Origin of the sequence: uncultured Streptococcus sp. (assembly GCF_963528215.1) — a bacterium.
Classification (GTDB): Bacteria; Bacillota; Bacilli; order Lactobacillales; family Streptococcaceae; genus Streptococcus.
The window spans coordinates 1-19,883 of record NZ_CAURVL010000012.1 but is presented as its reverse complement, the minus strand read 5'-3'; the positions used below and the strand labels follow the sequence as shown (position 1 = coordinate 19,883).

The following is a 19,883-nucleotide window of genomic DNA, read 5'->3' as shown; positions in this document are numbered from 1 at the left end:
ACAAGTATCATTCATTCAACTAGCTGTTGATTTTACGATGATTACAGCATTTTCATAGGAGTAAATCATGGAACATTTAGCATCATATTTTGGAACATACGGCGGCGCCTTTTTTGCAGGTCTGGGAGTAGCTTTGGCGGTCTTTCTCAGCGGAATGGGCTCAGCTCTGGGTGTTGGAAGCACTGGTCAGGCAGCGGCAGCTCTCTTGAAAGAACAGCCGGAAAAGTTTGCTCAAGCTCTGATTCTGCAGCTTTTGCCAGGTACCCAAGGTCTCTATGGCTTTGTTATCGGGATTACCGTCTTCTTTAATATCAAGCCAGAATTGGCTCTGCAATCAGGCGTGGCTTATTTCCTAGCCGCTTTGCCAGTTGCCATCGTAGGCTACTTTTCAGCCAAGCACCAAGGTCGAGTAGCGACAGCTGGTATTCAGATTTTAGCCAAGCGTCCGGAAGAGGTCATGAAAGGGGTTATCCTAGCGGCCATGGTTGAAACCTACGCCATCTTGGCCTTCGTTGTTTCCTTCATCATGGTTCTGAATGTGAAGTAAGGAGGCTTTTATGTCTGACATATCAGATCTCAAAGCTTCTGTCTTGGAGCAGGCTCACGAAAAGGGGCGTTTGCTTTTGGCCGAAGCTACTGAGAAAATAGAACAGGAAGCCAAGGAACGTGAGGCCCAGTTGGTTCGGCAAAAGCTTGGACAGCGGGAGCAGCAGCTGAAAGAAATCAGCCGGTGCAGTCAGCGTGAAATTCAGCAGTTGGAAAATCAAAAGCGCCAGTCTACTCTGGTCATCAAGCAGCGGGTTCTCAGAGAGCTTTTTGAGGAAGCCTATGCTCAGATGGCGGCTTGGTCACCAGCTGAAGAGGAGCATTTTCTGAAGAGTGTCCTGGCTAAATACCCAGAGGAAGAATTGACACTGACTTTCGGTGCTCTATCATCTGAGAAATTTAACTCCATCAAGTTAGAAGACTTGAAAAAGGTCTTTCCGCAAGTGCATTTTTCAGACCAGTTTATAGCCAATCAAGCAGGCTTTGTGCTGAGCCAAGGACGGGTGGATGATAGTTATCTCTATCGCGACTTGCTGAACTCTGTCTGGCAGGAGGAAAGCTACCGTCTGGCTCAGGATATTTTCAAAGACCAGGCAGAATAGGAGGCGGACCATGAGTGAAAAAAACTTCTCTCAAGTCAATACAGCCATTAGTGTGCAAGAGGCTTCCTTTTTGACACCCCAGCAATATGATCAGTTGCTGCAGGCTGACGATCCTGTCAGCCGTTCGGCTCTTCTGCAGGGAACGGTCTATGCCATGGATGCTGAAGCGATTAAGGATCTCAATGCGATTGAGCAAGTACTGATGAAGCATTTGTATTCCGTTTATAATTGGGCGCTTGAGATCAGTCCAAGTAAGGAGTTAGTGGAGATTTTCACGCTCCGCTATACCTACCACAATCTCAAAGTTTTTCTCAAGGGTCGGGCGACAGGTCAGTCCCTGGAGCATTTGCTGATGCCGGTGGGGACCTATTCGCTGGAGGTTTTAGAGCACCTAGTTATGGCCTTTTCGGCTGAGTATTGTCCAGATTTCATGCTAGACGAGGTGCTTGCGACCTGGCAGGAATACCAGGATTATCAGGATGTGCGCGTGCTGGAGGTTGGCATGGACATGGCTTATTTCCAGCATCTCAAGCGCCTGACACAGGAATTGGAAGATGACCATCTGCTGCAGCTGGTGAATCTGACTATTGATTTTTACAATGCCATCACCGTCAAGCGGGCTGTTGTCTTGGACAAACCGCGCAGCTTTATGAGGCAGCTCTTGTCTGATGAGGGAAGCCTTTCTGCTGACAACTGGATTGCCATGGTAGAGCAGGGAGATTTCTTGACTTGGTTTAGCCAGATCAATCCCTGTGGTTACGATCTGGAACTGCGCTCCTATGAGGAGAAAATGCGGAACCAGACCTTGACGACAGTAGAGTTAGAATATCTAGCGGACCTCTTGCAGGCTAAGTTGCTGGCGGCTGGTCAGTTTGAGACAGATGGCCCGCTCCCTCTGGCCCGCTATCTGTTGGGCAAGGAGCTGGAAGTCAAGAATCTGCGGCTGATTTTGACCGGTATGGACAATCAGCTGCCCGTAGAGCTTATCAGAGAAAGGATGCGACCGATTTATGGACAAGACTAGCTACAAGATTGCGGTCGTGGGGAATCGCGACACCATTCTCCCATTTAAGCTGATTGGTTTTCAGACCTTTCCAGTGAAAGAAGCTCAGGAGACGGTCAATACCCTGCGTCGGCTCGCCCGTGAAGATTTCGGCATTATCTATCTGACGGAGGATATGGCTGCGGATATTCCAGAAACTCTGGCCTACTATGACCAGCTGGAGATTCCTGCTCTTGTGCTCATTCCTACCCATAAGGGGAGCACGGGTCTGGCTCTTTCGCGGATTCATGAAAATGTCGAAAAGGCTGTCGGACAGGATATATTGTGAGGTTTTTATGCGAATGAATGAACTAGGTCAGCCCATTGGGGATGCTCTGTCGGATTTTCAGCCGGGGGACTTGCCCAACCTGGAGCGAATCGAAGGCCAGTATGTTATTATCGAGCGTTTGTCCAAGGACAATCATGGAGCGGATTTGTATGAAGTGTATGGCCCCGATTCTCCTGCAGATATGTGGACCTATCTCTTTCAAACTCCTGTCCAAAATCAGGAAGAATGGTCTCAGCTGCTAGATCAGATGCTGGCAGCACAGGATCGTTTTCACTATGCCATTGTGGACAAGGAGAGCGGTAAGGCTCTAGGAACTTTTGCCTTGATGAGGATTGACCGAAATAACCGCGTTATCGAAGTGGGAGCTGTGACCTATTCGCCCGAGCTGAAGCGCACCAGACTGGCTACTGAAGCTCAGTACTTGCTGGCACGCTATGTCTTTGAAGAGCTGGAGTATCGCCGCTATGAATGGAAATGCGATGCCCTTAATCAGCTGTCAAGGCGGGCAGCAGAGCGGCTTGGTTTCACCTATGAGGGTAGGTTTCGTCAGGCTGTTGTATATAAGGGGCGCAACCGAGATACTGACTGGCTGTCCATGATTGACAAGGATTGGCCGGCCGTCAAGAGCCGTCTAGAAAAATGGCTAAGCCCAGACAATTTCGACGAAAAGGGTCAGCAAATAAAAGCCTTATCTGATTTTTAAAATAAAAAGAAACAATACTTGCCGTAGAGTTAGCTAAGAAAGATTTCAAACTCGCGGCAAGGATCAAAAAACACTCTTTGGAAATTAAATTCAAACTAGGTCCGTATCTAACTTAGTTTGCTCTTTGATTTTCATTGAAAAGGAACAAAAATCTCCCAAGAATGGAGGAAGATTGTGAGTCAAGGAAAGATTATCAAAGTTTCTGGTCCTCTGGTGCTGGCATCAGGGATGCAGGAAGCGAATATTCAGGATATCTGCCGGGTTGGCGATTTGGGGCTGATCGGTGAAATTATTGAAATGCGGCGGGACCAAGCCTCTATTCAGGTTTATGAGGAAACTTCTGGCTTGGGTCCGGGAGAGCCGGTCATCACGACTGGAAGTCCTCTGTCCGTTGAGCTGGGACCAGGTCTGATTTCTCAGATGTTTGACGGGATTCAGCGGCCTTTGGAGCGTTTCCAGACCATCACGGAGAGCGACTTCCTCATCCGCGGTGTCCAACTGCCAAATCTAGACCGAGAGACTAAGTGGGATTTCGTTCCAAGTCTGTCTGTTGGAGATGCAGTTGAGGCTGGCGATATTCTGGGTACAGTGCAGGAGACCAATCTGGTGGAGCACCGCATCATGGTGCCGGTAGGCGTCAGTGGCCGCTTGGCCAACATCTCAGCAGGTAGTTTCACTGTTGAAGAGACTGTTTATGAGATTGAGCAGGCGGACGGGTCTATCTTTAAAGGGACTCTGATGCAAAAATGGCCAGTCCGTCGTGGGCGTCCTTTTGCTCAAAAACTGATTCCGGTTGAGCCTTTGGTGACAGGTCAGCGGGTCATTGATACCTTCTTCCCAGTGACCAAGGGTGGGGCAGCTGCTGTACCAGGACCATTCGGAGCTGGTAAGACTGTCGTTCAGCACCAGGTGGCCAAGTTTGCCAATGTTGACATCGTTATCTATGTCGGCTGCGGCGAGCGTGGCAATGAGATGACCGACGTACTCAATGAATTTCCAGAACTAATCGACCCATCGACTGGCCAGTCCATCATGCAGCGGACAGTGCTGATTGCCAACACCTCTAATATGCCGGTGGCAGCCCGGGAAGCGTCGATTTACACAGGGATTACTATTGCAGAATACTTCCGTGACATGGGTTATTCCGTGGCCATCATGGCGGACTCCACCTCTCGCTGGGCAGAAGCCCTGCGGGAAATGTCCGGCCGTCTGGAAGAAATGCCAGGTGACGAAGGCTATCCAGCCTATCTTGGCAGCCGGATTGCTGAGTATTATGAGCGGGCTGGTCGGGTCAAGACACTCGGTTCAACTGCGCGCGAAGGCTCTATAACCGCTATCGGAGCTGTATCACCTCCGGGTGGAGATATTTCTGAGCCGGTGACGCAAAATACCCTGCGGATTGTCAAGGTCTTCTGGGGCTTGGATGCCCAGCTGGCTCAACGCCGGCATTTCCCAGCTATCAACTGGTTAAGCTCTTACTCGCTCTATCTAGACGAAGTGGGAGCATATATTGACCAGCATGAGAAGATTGCTTGGGCAGAAAAAGTCACCAAGGCCATGAATATCCTGCAAAAGGAAAGTGAACTGCAGGAAATCGTGCGCTTGGTTGGCTTGGATTCCTTGTCTGAAAAGGACCGGCTGACTATGAATGCAGCCAAGATGATCCGCGAGGACTACCTGCAGCAGAATGCCTTTGATGATGTTGACACCTATACTTCTTTCAAAAAACAGGTGGCTTTATTGAGCAATATTCTGACCTTCGATGCGGAGGCCAATCGTGCCTTGGAGCTTGGGGCTTATTTCCGGGAAATCATGGAAGGAACGGTGGAGCTGCGTGACCGAATTGCCCGCAGCAAGTTTATCCATGAAGACCAGTTGGAAAAAATTCAGGCCCTCAGTCAGACTATCGAGGAAACCCTGCACCAGATTCTTGCCCAAGGAGGACTAGACAATGAGCGTCATTAAAGAATACCGCACCGTCAGTGAAGTTGTCGGCCCTCTGATGATTGTCGACCAAGTCGCTGGCGTGCATTTCAATGAATTGGTAGAAATCCAGCTGCATGACGGTAGCAAGCGTCAGGGCCAGGTTCTGGAAGTCCAAGAAGACAAGGCTATGGTCCAGCTTTTTGAGGGATCTAGCGGTATCAATCTGGAAAAAGCCAAGGTTCGCTTTACCGGCCGTCCACTAGAGCTGCCAGTGTCAGAAGACATGGTGGGACGGATTTTCAATGGAATGGGCAAGCCGATTGATGGCGGTCCAGCTATCCTGCCAGAAAAATATCTGGATATTGACGGTCAAGCCATCAATCCAGTAGCTCGCGATTATCCGGATGAGTTTATTCAGACTGGAATTTCGGCTATCGACCACCTCAATACCTTGGTTCGGGGGCAAAAACTGCCAGTATTCTCTGGCTCTGGTCTGCCACACAAGGAATTAGCTGCTCAAATCGCCCGTCAGGCTACCGTGCTTAACTCTGATGAAAACTTCGCCGTGGTCTTTGCGGCCATGGGGATTACCTTTGAAGAAGCCGAGTTCTTCATGAATGACCTCCGGGAGACGGGAGCCATTGACCGCTCGGTGCTCTTTATCAATCTGGCTAATGATCCGGCTATTGAGCGGATTGCGACGCCGCGGATTGCCCTGACAGCAGCTGAGTACCTGGCTTATGAAAAGGACATGCACGTTCTGGTTATCATGACTGACATGACCAACTACTGTGAGGCCCTGCGGGAAGTTTCCGCAGCTCGTCGTGAAGTGCCGGGCCGCCGTGGGTATCCGGGTTACCTCTATACTAACTTGTCCACCCTTTATGAGCGGGCTGGACGTCTAGTTGGCAAGAAAGGATCGGTGACGCAGATTCCGATCCTGTCCATGCCAGAGGATGATATTACCCATCCGATTCCAGACTTGACGGGTTATATTACAGAGGGGCAGATTATCCTTTCACGCGATCTCTACAACAGCGGCTATCGTCCGCCCATCAATGTCCTGCCATCTCTGTCTCGTCTCAAGGACAAGGGTTCAGGTGAGGGTAAGACTAGGGGAGACCATGCTGCGACTATGAACCAACTATTTGCTGCCTATGCGCAAGGTAAGCAAGCCAAGGAGTTGGCTGTCGTTTTGGGGGAATCCGCCCTGTCCGAAACGGACAAGCTCTATGTGCGCTTTACTGACCGCTTCGAGCAGGAATACATCAATCAAGGTTTCCAGACCAATCGAACCATTGAGGAAAGCTTGGATCTGGGCTGGGAACTCCTATCCATCTTGCCAAGAACAGAGCTTAAGCGGATTAAGGACGATATGATTGACCAATACCTGCCGCAGACCAAGGAGGAAGAAAGATGACGCGACTCAATGTCAAGCCGACTCGGATGGAGCTGAATAACTTAAAAGCCCGTCTCAAAACGGCTGTCCGCGGGCATAAACTGCTCAAGGATAAGCGGGATGAGCTGATGCGGCGCTTCATTGAGTCTGTCCGTGAGAACAATCAGCTTCGCCAAAAGGTTGAATCCGCCCTGGTCGGTCATCTACAGGATTTTGTCATGGCCAAGGCGCTGGAGAGTGACCTCATGGTCGAGGAGATTTTCGCTGTGCCCATGCGGACAATCAATCTGCATGTGGAAACGGAGAATATCATGAGTGTGCGCGTGCCCAAGATGCACGCCCATATTGACAATCCCTACGGTGATGACGAGGGAGACGTGGTTTATAGCTATGTGGCGTCTAACAGCCAGATGGATGAAACCATTGAAAGCATGAGCGATCTGCTTCCTGACCTGCTGCGACTAGCTGAGATTGAAAAAAGCTGCCAGCTCATGGCGGATGAAATCGAGAAAACCCGCCGTCGGGTCAACGGACTAGAGTATGCTACCATCCCTGACCTCAAAGAAACGATTTACTACATTGAAATGAAACTCGAAGAAGCCGAACGGGCCAGCCTCGTCCGAATGATGAAGGTGAAGTAAGATGTGGAGGCGTTAAAAAACGACTGAAAAATAGGAGCTGGACGATGGATTCGATGAATCTGACTCTAGTTCTTTTTTTACACTCTCTTTCTTACCCTATCTCTTGTATGGTATAATGGGACAAGACGAACGCTGTTAGCTTCAATAAATATACCGATGGCCGTCAGGACTATAAAATGGTAGAATGATGAGGGTGGCGATGAAGAATAAGAAAACATTGGTATGGGGCGCTGGGCTTCTCCTTGTGCTAGCTTTGGGGATGTTTAGTTTTCTCTATTTCAATAGACGAACTTCGAATAAGGATGAAACATATAATACTTTTAAATCAATTACATCAAGTGATATCATATCATTTGGAGAAAACAAACAATTTGTAGCGATGGCAGGAGGCTGGGGGCCGGGGAAGCGATATACAGTCAGTCAAGAAGGGCATCTTCTTGATAAAGTAGATGGCGAGCATGTGCCAAACCACCCTCAGCGAAAAGGCGAGTATTTTAACTTGGTCATTTTTGACTTGGATCAGGAGGGATATCCTTCCCAAAAGGTGGATCTTTATCAGGTTGTTCGGTCATATAATTCATCTTATTTTCCAATTGATTCTGACTATATTACCCATTACCAAGGAACAGATTATTTATGTTTGATTATCAGGCCTAAAGGAGCAAAGGATTCGGACAGGGATAAGAAAGTGTTTCTGAATTTAGAGACGCATGAAATCAGTGAGATTCCAGAAGATTATAAAAAGCTTAATCCAAAAAATCACTGGGCTGATCCTTCCAATCCCACTTTATCTAGAGATGTCAATGCGACAACTTTAGATGCTATTGCTCAAGAAAATGGCTACGTCCTGTTAGATCACTTGACAAGGGATACCTCCAAAAAAGGTGGCAGGATTAATTTAACAAGCGAAAATCCTCAGGTTAAAGAAATTTTAGACAGAGGAGGTACAGTGTATGGTCGTCAGGGTGTCGTAACGTCGGAGGACTGGTTTAACCATATGCTTCATTGGCTGGCGCCAGAGGGAGAAAGTGATTTAACGGTCTATCCCGTTGACAGACCCTATGCAAGCAATGCGAAACCCTTAACAGACTATCCTATACAAAGCTATCAGGACTACCTCAATTGGAAAGAGCAACAAGAGAAAAAGGAGTAACTTATGGGACAAAAAGATATTAGTCCGACACGTCTAACCTCGGCTCGTACAAGTTTTAAAGCGATGGAGGCGGCACTTATAAACTCTGCAGGCTCCTTAAAATATACCGATGGCCGACAGGACTATAGACTGGTAGAATGATGAGGGAAGCGATGAAGAATAAGAAAACATTGATATGGGGCGCTGGGCTTCTCCTTGTGTTAGCTTTGGGCTTGTTTAGTTTTTTCTACTTAAATAGAAGCGCCCATAAAGAGAAAAAAACTTATCGTACTTTTGAAGCAATAACCTCTCGTGATATTATTGTATTTGGAGAAAATAAGCAATTTGTGGCTATAACGAGAGGGGGGGCTGCAGGGAAACGATATACCATTAGCGAGGAGGGACGTATTCTTGATAAAGTAGATGGGAAACGTGTACCAGACCATCCTCAACGAAAGGAAGAATACTGGAATGTGGTTATCTTTGACTTGGATCAGGAGGGGTATCCTTCCCAAAAGGTAGACCTCTATCAGGCTGTTCGGTCATATAATCCATCTTATTTTCCAATCATGTCAAACTATCTCGTCCATTATCAAGAAGTGGACTATCTTACTGTGACGATTCGTCCTGAAGGGGAAAAGGATTCGGACAAGGATAAGAAAGTGTTTCTGAATTTAGAGACGCATGAAATCAGTGACATCCCAGAAGACTATAGCAATAATAATGCTTTCGATGATAGACCTTCTTCACTAGATCATGATTTATATGCAGATACCAATCGTACGACCTTGGCAAAGGTAGCAGATGAGAATGGTTTCTTATTGAGCAACACATTGCATAGTACATCTTCCAAGAATGAAGCTAAAATAAATTTATCCAAAGAGTACCCTGAAGTGATGAAGATATTAGATGCAAAAGGCACCATCTATCCACGATTTACTATGGTAAGCTCAGAGGATTGGTTTAACCATATGCTTCATTGGCTGGCGCCAGAAGGAGAAGAGGTATTGACAGTTTATCTTGTTGAGAATAGATATAACAAGAATAGCCAGCCCTTAACAGACTATCCTATACAAAGCTATCAGGACTACCTCAACTGGAAAGAGCAACAAGAGAAAAAGGAGTAACTTCATTAAGTTCTAGAAGTCCAAAAGAAAAAACAGAACCCCTCTAAATGGGGTTCTTTTACTTATTGCAAATATTTATATGTTACAAACAAATCTCCATATTACAGGGGGCAGACAGTTTTGTTAAATAGGTCGAAAAAGGCTTTTTTCTTAGAAAATTTATGGTAAGATGGTTTTCGTATCATGAATGATTAGGAAGGTGCATTTTGCATATGAAAATGAATAAGAAATTACTTTTGGCTTCAACTGTTGCTTTGTCAGCATTGCCTTTGTTGACAACGAAAGCTGAGGAGCAGCCACAAAACTGGACTGCCAGAACAGTTGAGCAAATTAAAGCGGATATTACGAGTAATGAAAACCAACAAACGTACACTGTTCAATATGGAGACACTTTAGGCAATATCGCTCAAGCGATGAACATTGACCTTGTTGACTTAGCTAAAATCAACCAAATTGCCAATGCTGACTTGATTTTCCCAGGTACTGTTTTGACCGTTACAACAAATGGACAAAATGAAATTGCCTCTGTAGAAATCCAAAGCTACCAAGCAGGAAATAACGCAGGATATGTAACAGAAAGTTATACAGCTGACGAGATTTTTGGTACTGAGCAAGCAGCACCCGCAACTCCTGCTCAACCAGCAGAAACTCCAGCTCCAGCTGTTGAGGAAGCTGTTGCAGCTCCAGCAGACCAAGCACCAGCGCCTGCTGAAGAAGCTCCTGCCCCAGTAGCAGAAGTTGCAAGTGAAGCAGCCCCAGCTGCGGAAGAAAATGCAGCAGCTCCTGTAGAAGCAGCGCCACAGCCAGCAGTGGCTGCAAGTCCAGAAGCTCCAGAGGTGACTGAATTAGGCCAAGACCAAGTCAATCAAGCAACTGCCGCTGTTGAACCAACAACTTACAATGCTCCAGCTGTAACAGATGCTGCTAGCGTAACAACTAACAATCCTGCTAATGAAGGTCTTCAGCCACAAACTGCAGCTTTGAAAGAAGAGATAGCAGCTAAATATGGAATTACAGAATTTAGTCTCTACCGCCCAGGTGATAGTGGTGACCATGGTAAGGGCTTGGCGGCTGACTTTATCGTTGGTGAGAATACTGAATTAGGAAACCAGGTCGCAGCCGATGTTACTTCTAACATGACTGAAAGAGGAATCTCTTACGTTATCTGGCAGCAACAGTTCTATGCACCATTTGAAAGCATTTATGGACCAGCTAATACTTGGAACCAAATGCCAGACCGTGGCAGCGTAACTGAAAACCATTACGACCACGTTCACGTATCTATGAATGAATAAGATGGATACAAGCCCAGAAATGGGCTTTTTCTTATATTCTCTGTGAAAAAGCGAGAATTTTCTGATAAATTTTGGTATAATAAAGCGAACTACAGATAAAGGATGAGAGAGAATGACCTTAGTTTATCAATCAACACGCGACGAAAAGAATAGAGTAACAGCTAGCCAGGCGATTCTGCAAGGCTTGGCAACAGACGGCGGGCTCTTTACGCCTATTACCTATCCGCAGGTCGATTTAGACTTTGCCAAGCTCAAAGACGCTTCTTATCAGGAAGTAGCCAAGCTGGTTTTGTCTGCTTTTTTGGATGATTTTTCTGAAGCAGAGCTGGACCACTGTATCAACCATGCCTATGACAGCAAGTTTGATGATGCGGCGATTGCTCCCTTGGTCAAGCTGGATGGTCAGTATAATCTAGAACTTTTCCACGGAGCGACCATTGCCTTTAAGGACATGGCTTTGTCCATCCTGCCTCATCTGATGACAACCGCAGCCAAAAAGCACGGCTTGGAAAACAAAATTGTTATTCTGACAGCTACTTCTGGCGACACAGGCAAGGCGGCTATGGCAGGCTTTGCGGATGTTCCAGGAACTGAGATTATCGTCTTTTATCCGAAAGATGGTGTCAGCAAGGTCCAAGAGCTGCAAATGACGACGCAGACAGGTGCCAATACGCATGTGGTGGCTATTGATGGCAACTTTGACGATGCCCAGACCAATGTTAAGCACATGTTCAATGACACAGACCTACGGGCTCGTCTTCTGGAGCATAAGCTGCAGTTTTCATCTGCTAATTCCATGAATATCGGCCGTTTGGTGCCTCAGATTGTCTACTATGTCTATGCTTATGCTCAGCTGGTGAAGACGGGAGAAATCACAGCAGGAGACAAGGTCAACTTTACCGTTCCGACAGGGAACTTTGGTAATATTTTGGCGGCCTACTATGCCAAGCAAATCGGTCTGCCAGTTGGCAAGCTGATCTGTTCATCGAATGAAAACAATGTCCTGACTGACTTCTTCAAGAACCACGTTTATGACAAGAAGCGGAGCTTCAAGGTGACATCTAGTCCATCCATGGATATTCTTGTTTCCTCTAACTTGGAGCGTTTGATTTTCCATCTATCTGGTAACAGCTCTGAGAAAACAGCTGCTTTGATGGCGGCTCTGAATGAGCATGGACAGTATGAACTGACGGACTTTGATGCTGAAATTTTAGAGCTCTTTGCGGCTGACTATGCGACAGAGGAAGAAACAGCTGCTGAAATCAAGCGGGTCTACCAGGCCTCTGACTACATCGAAGACCCTCATACTGCCGTTGCGTCTGCTGTCTATCAAAAATACTTGGCAGAAACAGGGGATCAGCGCAAGACTGTTATTGCGTCTACCGCTAGTCCATATAAATTCCCAGTTGTAGCCGTTGAGGCTGTGACCGGTCAAACAGGACTCAGTGACTTTGAGGCTTTGGGCCAACTGCACGAACTTTCTGGCGTAGCCCTTCCACCAGCTGTGGACGGCTTAGAAACTGCCCCCGTTCGCCACAAAACGACGGTCGCTGCAGATCAAATGCAGGCAGCAGTCGAGGATTATTTGGGATTATAAAAAACAAAAACATCAGCTTATTCATTGGCTGATGTTTCATAATCTATTTCAACACAATCAACTGCTTGCCAGCTAGGCTGTAACTGTCAGCTAGCGGTGCGATTGGTTTTTGGGCATCAATGGCTGGGTATTGGAGGTGTAGCTTCTGCTTGTTTTTGTTTTCGTAGACAGCCTCTTGGTTGCCAAAGTTGATGACGATTGTCATACTTTCTTTGCTGTCTTGAATCTTGTACTCCAATAAACTGTCTGTCAGCCAGTTGACCTGACAGGCTTGCTTGATGGCGGTGCTGGTCTTTAGATGCAGCAGCGGATGTGCCCTGCGAAAGGCAATCAGCTTTTTGACAAAAGCGATGTCTTCTGTGTAATGCAAAGAGCGCAGCCAGTCTAGCTTATTAATCTCGTCGGGCATATTATAGGTGTTGTCAATCAGATTTTTAGTCCGGAAAAATTCCTGACCGCTGTGGATAAAGGGAACACCTTGAGCCAGCAGGACGAAATGGAGAGCCAACCGCGAATTGGCCAGCCGATCCCGCAGGGTGATAGCAGGGTTGACGATGTCAAAGTAATCAAAAACCGTTGCATTGTCATGGCACTCGACATAATTAATAGCCTGCTGGGGCGCTGTGAAGTGAGCCTCGCCTTTTAGACCAACATTGGCTGTCAGGACATTTTCAAGCTGACTGGCAGGAGTCTTGCTCTCAATTTGCCGGCCTTGGGCGATGGTCTGCTTGAGACTGTCGCGGAAATGGTCACTGAAAAATCCATAATCGGGCAGTTGGGAAGCATTGTACTGATGGGCCAATCGCTCATTTGCCAATCCAGTATCCATCTGCCAGCCTTCACCATAGAGATAGATGTTAGGATAGAGCGCCTTGAGTTCGTCAGCTATCTGCTGCATGGTTTGGATATCTAAAATCCCCATCAGATCAAAGCGGAAGCCGTCAAAACCATAGAGGCTAACCCATTGCTTGACCGACTGCTTGATATAGCGGCGGACCATGGCCTTCTCACTGGCTACATCATTGCCGCAGAAGGTTCCGTTGGTCCGGTAGCCCATGTCATTGAGCCGGAAAAAATAGCCGGGCACGATTTTTTCAAAAGCATAGCTGTTGGCGTCATAGACATGATTGTAGACCACATCCATGATGACGCTGATATCAGCATTGTGGTAGGCAGTAATGGCCGCCTGCAGCTCTATGATACGGGCATGGGGATCTCGTGGGTCGCTGGCAAAACTGCCGTCTGGTACATTATACTGGACAGGGTCGTAGCCCCAGTTGTAGACGAGCTCAGGATGCTTTTCATCAACGCTGCCAAAATCGTAGACAGGCATAAGCTGCACATGGCTGATACCTAGCTCTTTCAGATAGTCCAGACCGAACTTCTGACCGTGGACGACTGGAGATTCGCTCAGCGAGGCAAACTTCCCAGGATAGGAGAAACCAACTTCTTTCTGCATAGAAAAATCGCGGACGCTCATTTCATAAATGACGGCTTCTGTCGGATTCAGCTGTGTTTTTGCTCGTTTGATAGGCTTTTTAATCTTGTCTAGATCGATGACATAGCTGTTGCCCGAATTGACATCTGAGGATAGGGCGTAGGGGTCGTGGACTTCCACCCACTTGCCATTGATCTTATGGAGATAAGAATAGGAGGCCCCCTCTAAATCTCCTTCAATCCGAGTATGCCAGACTCCCCTATCCAGACGTTTGAGATGGTGAACCTGGTCTTTCAGATGTAGGAGGACTTTTTCGGAAATGGGTGCCCAGAGTCTGAAGTCGGTGGCTTGGGGGCTGTACTGAGCTCCCAAATCGTCGCCTGCATAGTCAAAAATCTCATCGAAAATAGGCTTTTTCACGATATGGCGGTACTGCAGGTCAGTATGGTTGCGGTCTTGGTCATAGACCTTGTAGGATTGCGTCAGGTCAATGGGCTCATTAGCCGACACGGTATAGATAATCCGCTCTTCCTGATTGTTGATATTTTTGATAGTTAAAGGGCTGGAGCTGTGCTTGTCTTCCAGTGTAAAGTGGATGGAATAGGCTTCAAAGCTCTTTTCCAGTTCGATGGTGATGATATTTTCGTCATCTAAATAGGCTTGAAAAATACGAAAGGCCATGTTTTTCCTCTTTCTTTGTTAGTTTCTCTTTGGGTAATTGTTTTGAGTTTAGGGCTCTGCCCTGGTTGGGACAAGGCCGATATGTGAATCGTTGATGAATGAGCAAAAGCACTCGGATTAGCGAGTGCTGATGCTATGCGGAATCAGCTGGCGATAGCAGATTTGCTTGTCTTCTTTATTGTCCTTGATGATTTGGAAGAGGGTCCGGAAGGACTCTTTCCCAAGCTCGAGGGCATTGATATCGATATAGGCATCCACATCAATGCGCGGTTTGATAGAATCAAAGGTGATAATGGGAATCTGGTAGTCCTGATCTTTGAGATAGTGCAGGGCTCCTTCTGCTACCAGAGTATCGGAGGTTACGATGGCTTCAATCTCATCCAGCGGCAGCTCCTCCATAATCTTGTAACTGTTGTCTTCTAGAAGGAAACCGAAGGCAAATTTGATAATGCGTTCATCAAAAGGCAGACTTACTTCATTCAGGGCTTGCTTGTAGCCTGTGTAACGATCCTGGGAAACGACTAGCTCCTTATTCCCGGCTAGAAAGGCGACTTTCCGATAGCCCTTGTCTAAGAAATATCTGGTCGCGTCATAGCCGGCCTTAATATTGTCATTGTCTACCAGAGAGATGAAAGGTGAGACAGCTTTCCCTAGGATAAGGAAGGGGAAGTTGTTTCTGACTGCAAAGTCAACCAAAGGATCGTCCTGCTTAGAATAAAGGAAGATCAGTCCGTCTACCCGCTTTCCTAAAATCATCTGCTTCATATTTTCCAAGCGGTGTTCTTCATCTTGCCCTGTGCTAATCTGGATGGCATAGTCATAGTCAGAAGCAATCTGAGAAATCCCCCGCAATACAGTTGGGAAAAAAGGGTTTTGATAGAAGACATCTGAGTCGTCTGGCAGGACCAAGCCGATGACTTGGCTGGACTGGCTGACCAGACTTCTGGCATTGAGATTGGGATGATAGTCCAGCTCCTTCATAGCAGCGCGGACCCGTTTTTTAGTTTCTTCACTGATGGTTGATTTATTTTGCACGACGCGGGTCACGGTAGAGGGTGATACGCCTGCTAGTTTTGCGACTTCTTTGATAGTAACTCGCATAAAAACCTCCTAAAGGCCTGCATTTGCTGGAAATCCTTACGATAACATGAACTATTTTAATTCTACTAGCTAGAAGCACTTGCTTTCTAAGAGTCATGCAAACCTGTGCCAAAAATAGCTAGTAGGGTCAGTAATTTTGCCTGACTATTGTGGTCAAAAAAGCAAGTATAAAGCAGTTTCTCAGTAAACGCAAACGTTTTCTGTTTGTAAGAACATTTTAACACAAAAAGAGAACGCTTGCAAGAAGAGAAAAACGGTAAACAATTGGGGCAGTAGGATAGTCCTAAAAGAGCATTATATCCATTAACCAATAAATTGAAAAAAATCTCAAAAACCCCTTGCACTAAAAAAAAAAATAGGTTATAATCAAGTCGACGCAAACGTTTGCATTAAGTAAAAATGAAAAGGCGTAGAGGAAAAATAACGAGGTGACAAAATGAAAAAACGTCAAAGCGGCGTGCTCATGCACATTTCATCCCTTCCGGGCAAGTACGGTATCGGATCTTTTGGCCAAAGTGCTTATGATTTTGTAGACTTCTTGGTTCGCACCAAGCAGCGCTATTGGCAGATTTTGCCACTGGGAACTACCAGTTATGGTGATTCTCCTTATCAGTCTTTCTCTGCTTTTGCGGGGAATACCTACTTTATCGATTTTGATATTCTGATAGAAGAAGGTTTGCTGAACGAGGCAGATGTCAAGGGAGCTGATTTCGGAGATGATCCTAGAAAAGTGGATTATGCAAAGATTTTTGATGCTCGCCGTCCAATCATGGAAAAAGCAGTTGCTCGCTTCTTGAAAGCAGACGATCTGTCTGACTATGAGAGCTTTGTGGAGCAAAATGCAGCTTGGCTGGAAGTTTTCGCTGAGTACATGGCTATCAAAGAGCATTTTGATAATCTAGCTTGGACAGAGTGGCCAGATGAAGCCATCCGCCGCCGTGAGGCAGCTAGCCTCGCTTCTTATCGTGAAAAGCTGGCTGACAAGCTGACCTACCATCGTGTGACCCAGTATCTCTTCTTTAAGCAGTGGTTAAGATTAAAAGCCTATGCTAATGAACATCACATCGAGATTGTCGGAGATATGCCAATCTATGTGGCAGCTGACAGTGCTGATGTGTGGGCACAGCCTCACTTCTTTAAGACAGATGCTGTTGGCAAGCCAACTTGTGTGGCAGGATGTCCGCCAGATGAATTTTCAGAAACTGGCCAGCTTTGGGGCAATCCTATCTATGACTGGGAAGCTATGGATAAAGATGGCTATGCATGGTGGATTGAGCGTCTGCGTGAAAGCTTCAAGATTTACGACATTGTCCGTATCGACCACTTCCGCGGCTTTGAGTCTTACTGGGAAGTACCTGCTGGCTCAGAAACATCTGCTTCTGGTAAGTGGGTCAAAGGTCCAGACTACAAGCTCTTTGCAGCGGTTAAGGAAGCCTTGGGTGATTTGAATATCATCGCAGAAGACCTAGGCTTTATGACGGATGAAGTGATCGAGCTGCGCGAGCGCACTGGTTTCCCAGGAATGAAGATCTTGCAATTTGCCTTCAATCCTGATGATGAAAGCATCGACAGCCCGCATCTGGCGCCAAACAACTCAGTTATGTATACCGGAACCCATGATAACAATACTGTTCTGGGCTGGTACAAGGATGAGATTGACGACGCTACTCGCCAGTACATGGCTCAGTACACCAACCGTAAGGAGTACGAAACAGTACCCCATGCAATGCTGCGCACAATCTTTGCTTCAGTCAGCTTTATGGCCATTGCGACCATGCAAGACCTGCTGGAATTAGACAGTGCAGCACGGATGAACTATCCATCCACAATTGGTGGCAACTGGACTTGGCGGATGACAGCTGAAGAGCTGAATCCAATCGTCGAAGGTGAGCTTTACAGCTTGACCAAGACATACCGTCGTATGAATACCGATTTAATTAACGAATAAAGAACAGCCGAATCAGGCTTGAAGGGATTAATCATGTCAAACTTACAAACTTATATCAAAAATACTTATTCAAAAAATCTTGCTGATTGCAGCAACGAAGAACTTTACTTGGCTCTTTTGAACTACACTAAATTAGCCAGCGCTCAAAAGCCAGTCAACACTGGTAAGAAAAAACTCTACTACATCTCAGCTGAGTTCCTGATTGGTAAACTCTTGTCTAACAACTTGATCAACCTTGGACTTTACGATGATGTGAAGCAAGAGTTGGCAGATGCTGGTAAAGACTTGATCGAAGTAGAAGAAGTTGAGTTGGAGCCGTCTCTGGGTAACGGAGGCTTGGGCCGTCTGGCTGCCTGCTTCTTAGACTCTATTGCAACCTTGGGCCTCAATGGTGATGGTGTAGGACTGAACTACCACTTTGGTCTTTTCCAACAGGTTTTGAAAAACAACGAACAGACAACGATTCCTAACTTCTGGCTGACTGAGCAAAACTGGTTGGTTCGCTCTAGCCGCAGCTACCAAGTGCCATTTGCTCACTTCACCCTGACATCTACTCTTTATGATATTGATGTGCCAGGTTACAAGACAGAAACTAAGAACCGTCTTCGTCTCTTTGATTTGGACTCAGTGGATGCGGATATCATCACAGACGGTATTGACTTCGATAAGACAGATATTGCCCGCAACTTGACCCTCTTCCTCTATCCAGATGATAGTGACAAGCAAGGGGAATTGCTCCGTATCTTCCAGCAGTACTTCATGGTTTCAAATGGTGCTCAGCTGATTATTGACGAAGCGATTGAAAAAGGCAGCAACCTGCACGACTTGGCAGACTACGCTGTCATCCAAATCAATGATACCCACCCATCTCTGGTTATCCCAGAAATGATTCGTCTCTTGACTGAGCGTGGTTTGGTTTTGGATGAAGCAATTGCCATCGTACAGAAGATGACTGCTTATACAAATCACACGATTTTGGCAGAAGCTCTTGAAAAATGGCCTTTGGAATTCTTGAAAGAAGTAGTACCGCATCTGGTACCAATCATCAAAGAGCTTGACAAGCGCGTGAAAGCTAAATACGCAGATCCAGCAGTGCAAATCATTGATGAGGACGATCGTGTGCACATGGCTCACATGGATATCCACTACGGATACAGTGTCAATGGGGTTGCTGCTCTGCATACAGAAATCCTGAAAAACTCTGAGCTCAAGGCCTTCTACGATATCTACCCTGAAAAATTCAATAACAAGACCAACGGTATTACTTTCCGCCGCTGGCTCATGCATGCCAACCCACGTCTGTCTCATTATCTAGATGAGTTGCTGGGCCGCGACTGGCACCATGATGCAACTAAGCTCGAAGGCTTGTTGGAATTCACTGGCGCTGCAAATGTTAAAGAAAAATTGGAAGGCATCAAGGCTCACAACAAGCGTAAATTGGCTCGTCACTTGAAGGAAGCCCAAGGTGTGGAAATCAATCCAGAATCTATCTTTGATATCCAAATCAAGCGTCTGCATGAGTACAAGCGCCAACAAATGAACGCTCTGTACGTTATCCACAAGTATCTGGACATCAAGGCTGGTAACATCCCTGCTCGTCCAATCACTGTCTTCTTCGGTGGTAAGGCTGCTCCTGCTTACACAATTGCACAGGACATCATCCACCTCATCCTTTGCTTGTCAGAAGTGATTGCTAATGACCCTCAAGTGGCTCCACACCTGCAAGTAGTTATGGTAGAAAACTACAATGTTACAGCGTCTAGCTTCTTGATTGCAGCTGGTGATATTTCTGAGCAAATTTCCCTGGCTTCTAAGGAAGCATCTGGTACTGGTAACATGAAGTTCATGCTTAACGGTGCTTTGACTCTTGGTACTATGGACGGAGCGAATGTTGAGATTGCAGAGCTGGTCGGCGAAGACAACATCTATATCTTCGGTGAAGATTCTGAGACTGTTATTGACCTCTATGCAAAATCTGCTTACAAGTCTAGTGAGTACTATGCACGTGAAGCTATCAAGCCGTTGGTTGACTTTATCGTCAGCGATGAAGTATTGGCAGTTGGTAAAGCAGAACGCTTGGAACGTCTTTACAATGAGTTGATCAGCAAGGACTGGTTCATGACCTTGCTGGATCTAGAAGACTATATCCAAGTCAAAGAGCGCATGCTGGCGGACTACGAAGACCGCGATGCTTGGATGGACAAAGTTATCGTTAATACCGCCAAAGCTGGCTTCTTCTCATCTGACCGTACTATCGCTCAATACGAAGAAGAAGTATGGCACTTGAACAGCTAATATTCTTGGCTCTTTGTCAACTGTAGTGGGTTGATGAAAAGTTATAATCTGGAGAGGACTAAATCAGTCCTCTCCTTTTTGATATTCAAAGCGATGAGGATTCTAGTTTTAAAGTTTTCAA

At 46.5% G+C, this 19,883-nt stretch carries 16 protein-coding genes; 14 read left to right on the top strand and 2 right to left on the bottom strand.

Annotation, left to right across the window (positions count from 1 at the left end; all coding sequences use genetic code 11):
- Positions 1 to 67: 67 nt before the first annotated feature.
- From RWS24_RS06390 to thrC, 12 genes are all read left to right on the top strand, one after another.
- Complete coding sequence (locus RWS24_RS06390) at positions 68 to 547, top strand: V-type ATP synthase subunit K (RefSeq protein WP_002898768.1); 480 nt, start codon at positions 68 to 70, stop codon at positions 545 to 547.
- A gap of 10 nt (positions 548 to 557) precedes the next feature.
- Complete coding sequence (locus tag RWS24_RS06385; protein WP_314366173.1) at positions 558 to 1,148, top strand: hypothetical protein; 591 nt, start codon at positions 558 to 560, stop codon at positions 1,146 to 1,148.
- 10 nt (positions 1,149 to 1,158) lie between these two features.
- On the top strand, positions 1,159 to 2,172 hold the full coding sequence (locus RWS24_RS06380) for a V-type ATPase subunit (protein WP_314366171.1): 1,014 nt from the start codon (positions 1,159 to 1,161) through the stop codon (positions 2,170 to 2,172).
- Entirely contained in the window at positions 2,159 to 2,479 is a 321-nt protein-coding gene (locus tag RWS24_RS06375) for a V-type ATP synthase subunit F (RefSeq protein ID WP_002894448.1), read from the top strand. The genes RWS24_RS06380 and RWS24_RS06375 overlap by 14 nt, the downstream gene beginning before the upstream one ends.
- Positions 2,480 to 2,486: 7 nt before the next feature.
- Positions 2,487 to 3,182 carry a GNAT family protein gene (locus tag RWS24_RS06370; protein WP_314366168.1) on the top strand — a complete coding sequence of 232 codons (696 nt, stop codon included), beginning with the start codon at positions 2,487 to 2,489 and terminating at the stop codon, positions 3,180 to 3,182.
- Positions 3,183 to 3,356: 174 nt separating this feature from the next.
- Positions 3,357 to 5,147 carry a V-type ATP synthase subunit A gene (locus RWS24_RS06365; protein WP_314366166.1) on the top strand — a complete coding sequence of 597 codons (1,791 nt, stop codon included), beginning with the start codon at positions 3,357 to 3,359 and terminating at the stop codon, positions 5,145 to 5,147.
- Positions 5,134 to 6,528: a V-type ATP synthase subunit B gene (locus RWS24_RS06360; RefSeq protein ID WP_002902006.1), complete on the top strand. Its 1,395-nt coding sequence runs from the start codon at positions 5,134 to 5,136 to the stop codon at positions 6,526 to 6,528. The genes RWS24_RS06365 and RWS24_RS06360 overlap by 14 nt, the downstream gene beginning before the upstream one ends.
- Positions 6,525 to 7,148, top strand: coding sequence for a V-type ATP synthase subunit D (locus tag RWS24_RS06355; RefSeq protein WP_314366163.1), 624 nt, complete (start codon positions 6,525 to 6,527; stop codon positions 7,146 to 7,148). Before RWS24_RS06360 ends, RWS24_RS06355 begins: the two co-directional genes overlap by 4 nt.
- A gap of 199 nt (positions 7,149 to 7,347) precedes the next feature.
- Entirely contained in the window at positions 7,348 to 8,301 is a 954-nt protein-coding gene (locus tag RWS24_RS06350; RefSeq protein ID WP_314366161.1) for a hypothetical protein, read from the top strand.
- Positions 8,302 to 8,453: 152 nt separating this feature from the next.
- Positions 8,454 to 9,407, top strand: coding sequence for a hypothetical protein (locus RWS24_RS06345; protein WP_314366160.1), 954 nt, complete (start codon positions 8,454 to 8,456; stop codon positions 9,405 to 9,407).
- A gap of 212 nt (positions 9,408 to 9,619) precedes the next feature.
- Positions 9,620 to 10,702: a LysM domain-containing protein gene (locus RWS24_RS06340; protein ID WP_314366159.1), complete on the top strand. Its 1,083-nt coding sequence runs from the start codon at positions 9,620 to 9,622 to the stop codon at positions 10,700 to 10,702.
- Positions 10,703 to 10,814: 112 nt separating this feature from the next.
- Positions 10,815 to 12,299, top strand: a complete 1,485-nt coding sequence (thrC, locus tag RWS24_RS06335) for a threonine synthase (protein WP_314366158.1) — start codon at positions 10,815 to 10,817, stop codon at positions 12,297 to 12,299.
- A gap of 43 nt (positions 12,300 to 12,342) precedes the next feature.
- Here thrC and pulA read toward each other — a convergent pair whose 3' ends face one another.
- A complete protein-coding gene (gene pulA, locus RWS24_RS06330; protein WP_314366157.1) occupies positions 12,343 to 14,418 on the bottom strand; it encodes a type I pullulanase in 2,076 nt (691 codons plus the stop codon).
- Positions 14,419 to 14,535: 117 nt separating this feature from the next.
- Positions 14,536 to 15,519 carry a LacI family DNA-binding transcriptional regulator gene (locus RWS24_RS06325; RefSeq protein WP_314366156.1) on the bottom strand — a complete coding sequence of 328 codons (984 nt, stop codon included), beginning with the start codon at positions 15,517 to 15,519 and terminating at the stop codon, positions 14,536 to 14,538.
- Between the two features lie 436 nt (positions 15,520 to 15,955).
- Here RWS24_RS06325 and malQ point away from each other — a divergent pair, with 436 nt between their 5' ends.
- Entirely contained in the window at positions 15,956 to 17,467 is a 1,512-nt protein-coding gene (gene malQ / locus RWS24_RS06320) for a 4-alpha-glucanotransferase (RefSeq protein ID WP_002899306.1), read from the top strand.
- A gap of 33 nt (positions 17,468 to 17,500) precedes the next feature.
- Positions 17,501 to 19,762 (top strand): glycogen/starch/alpha-glucan family phosphorylase, encoded by a 2,262-nt coding sequence (gene glgP / locus RWS24_RS06315; RefSeq protein ID WP_314366155.1) that lies wholly within the window; start codon positions 17,501 to 17,503, stop codon positions 19,760 to 19,762.
- The last annotated feature ends 121 nt before the right edge of the window (positions 19,763 to 19,883 follow it).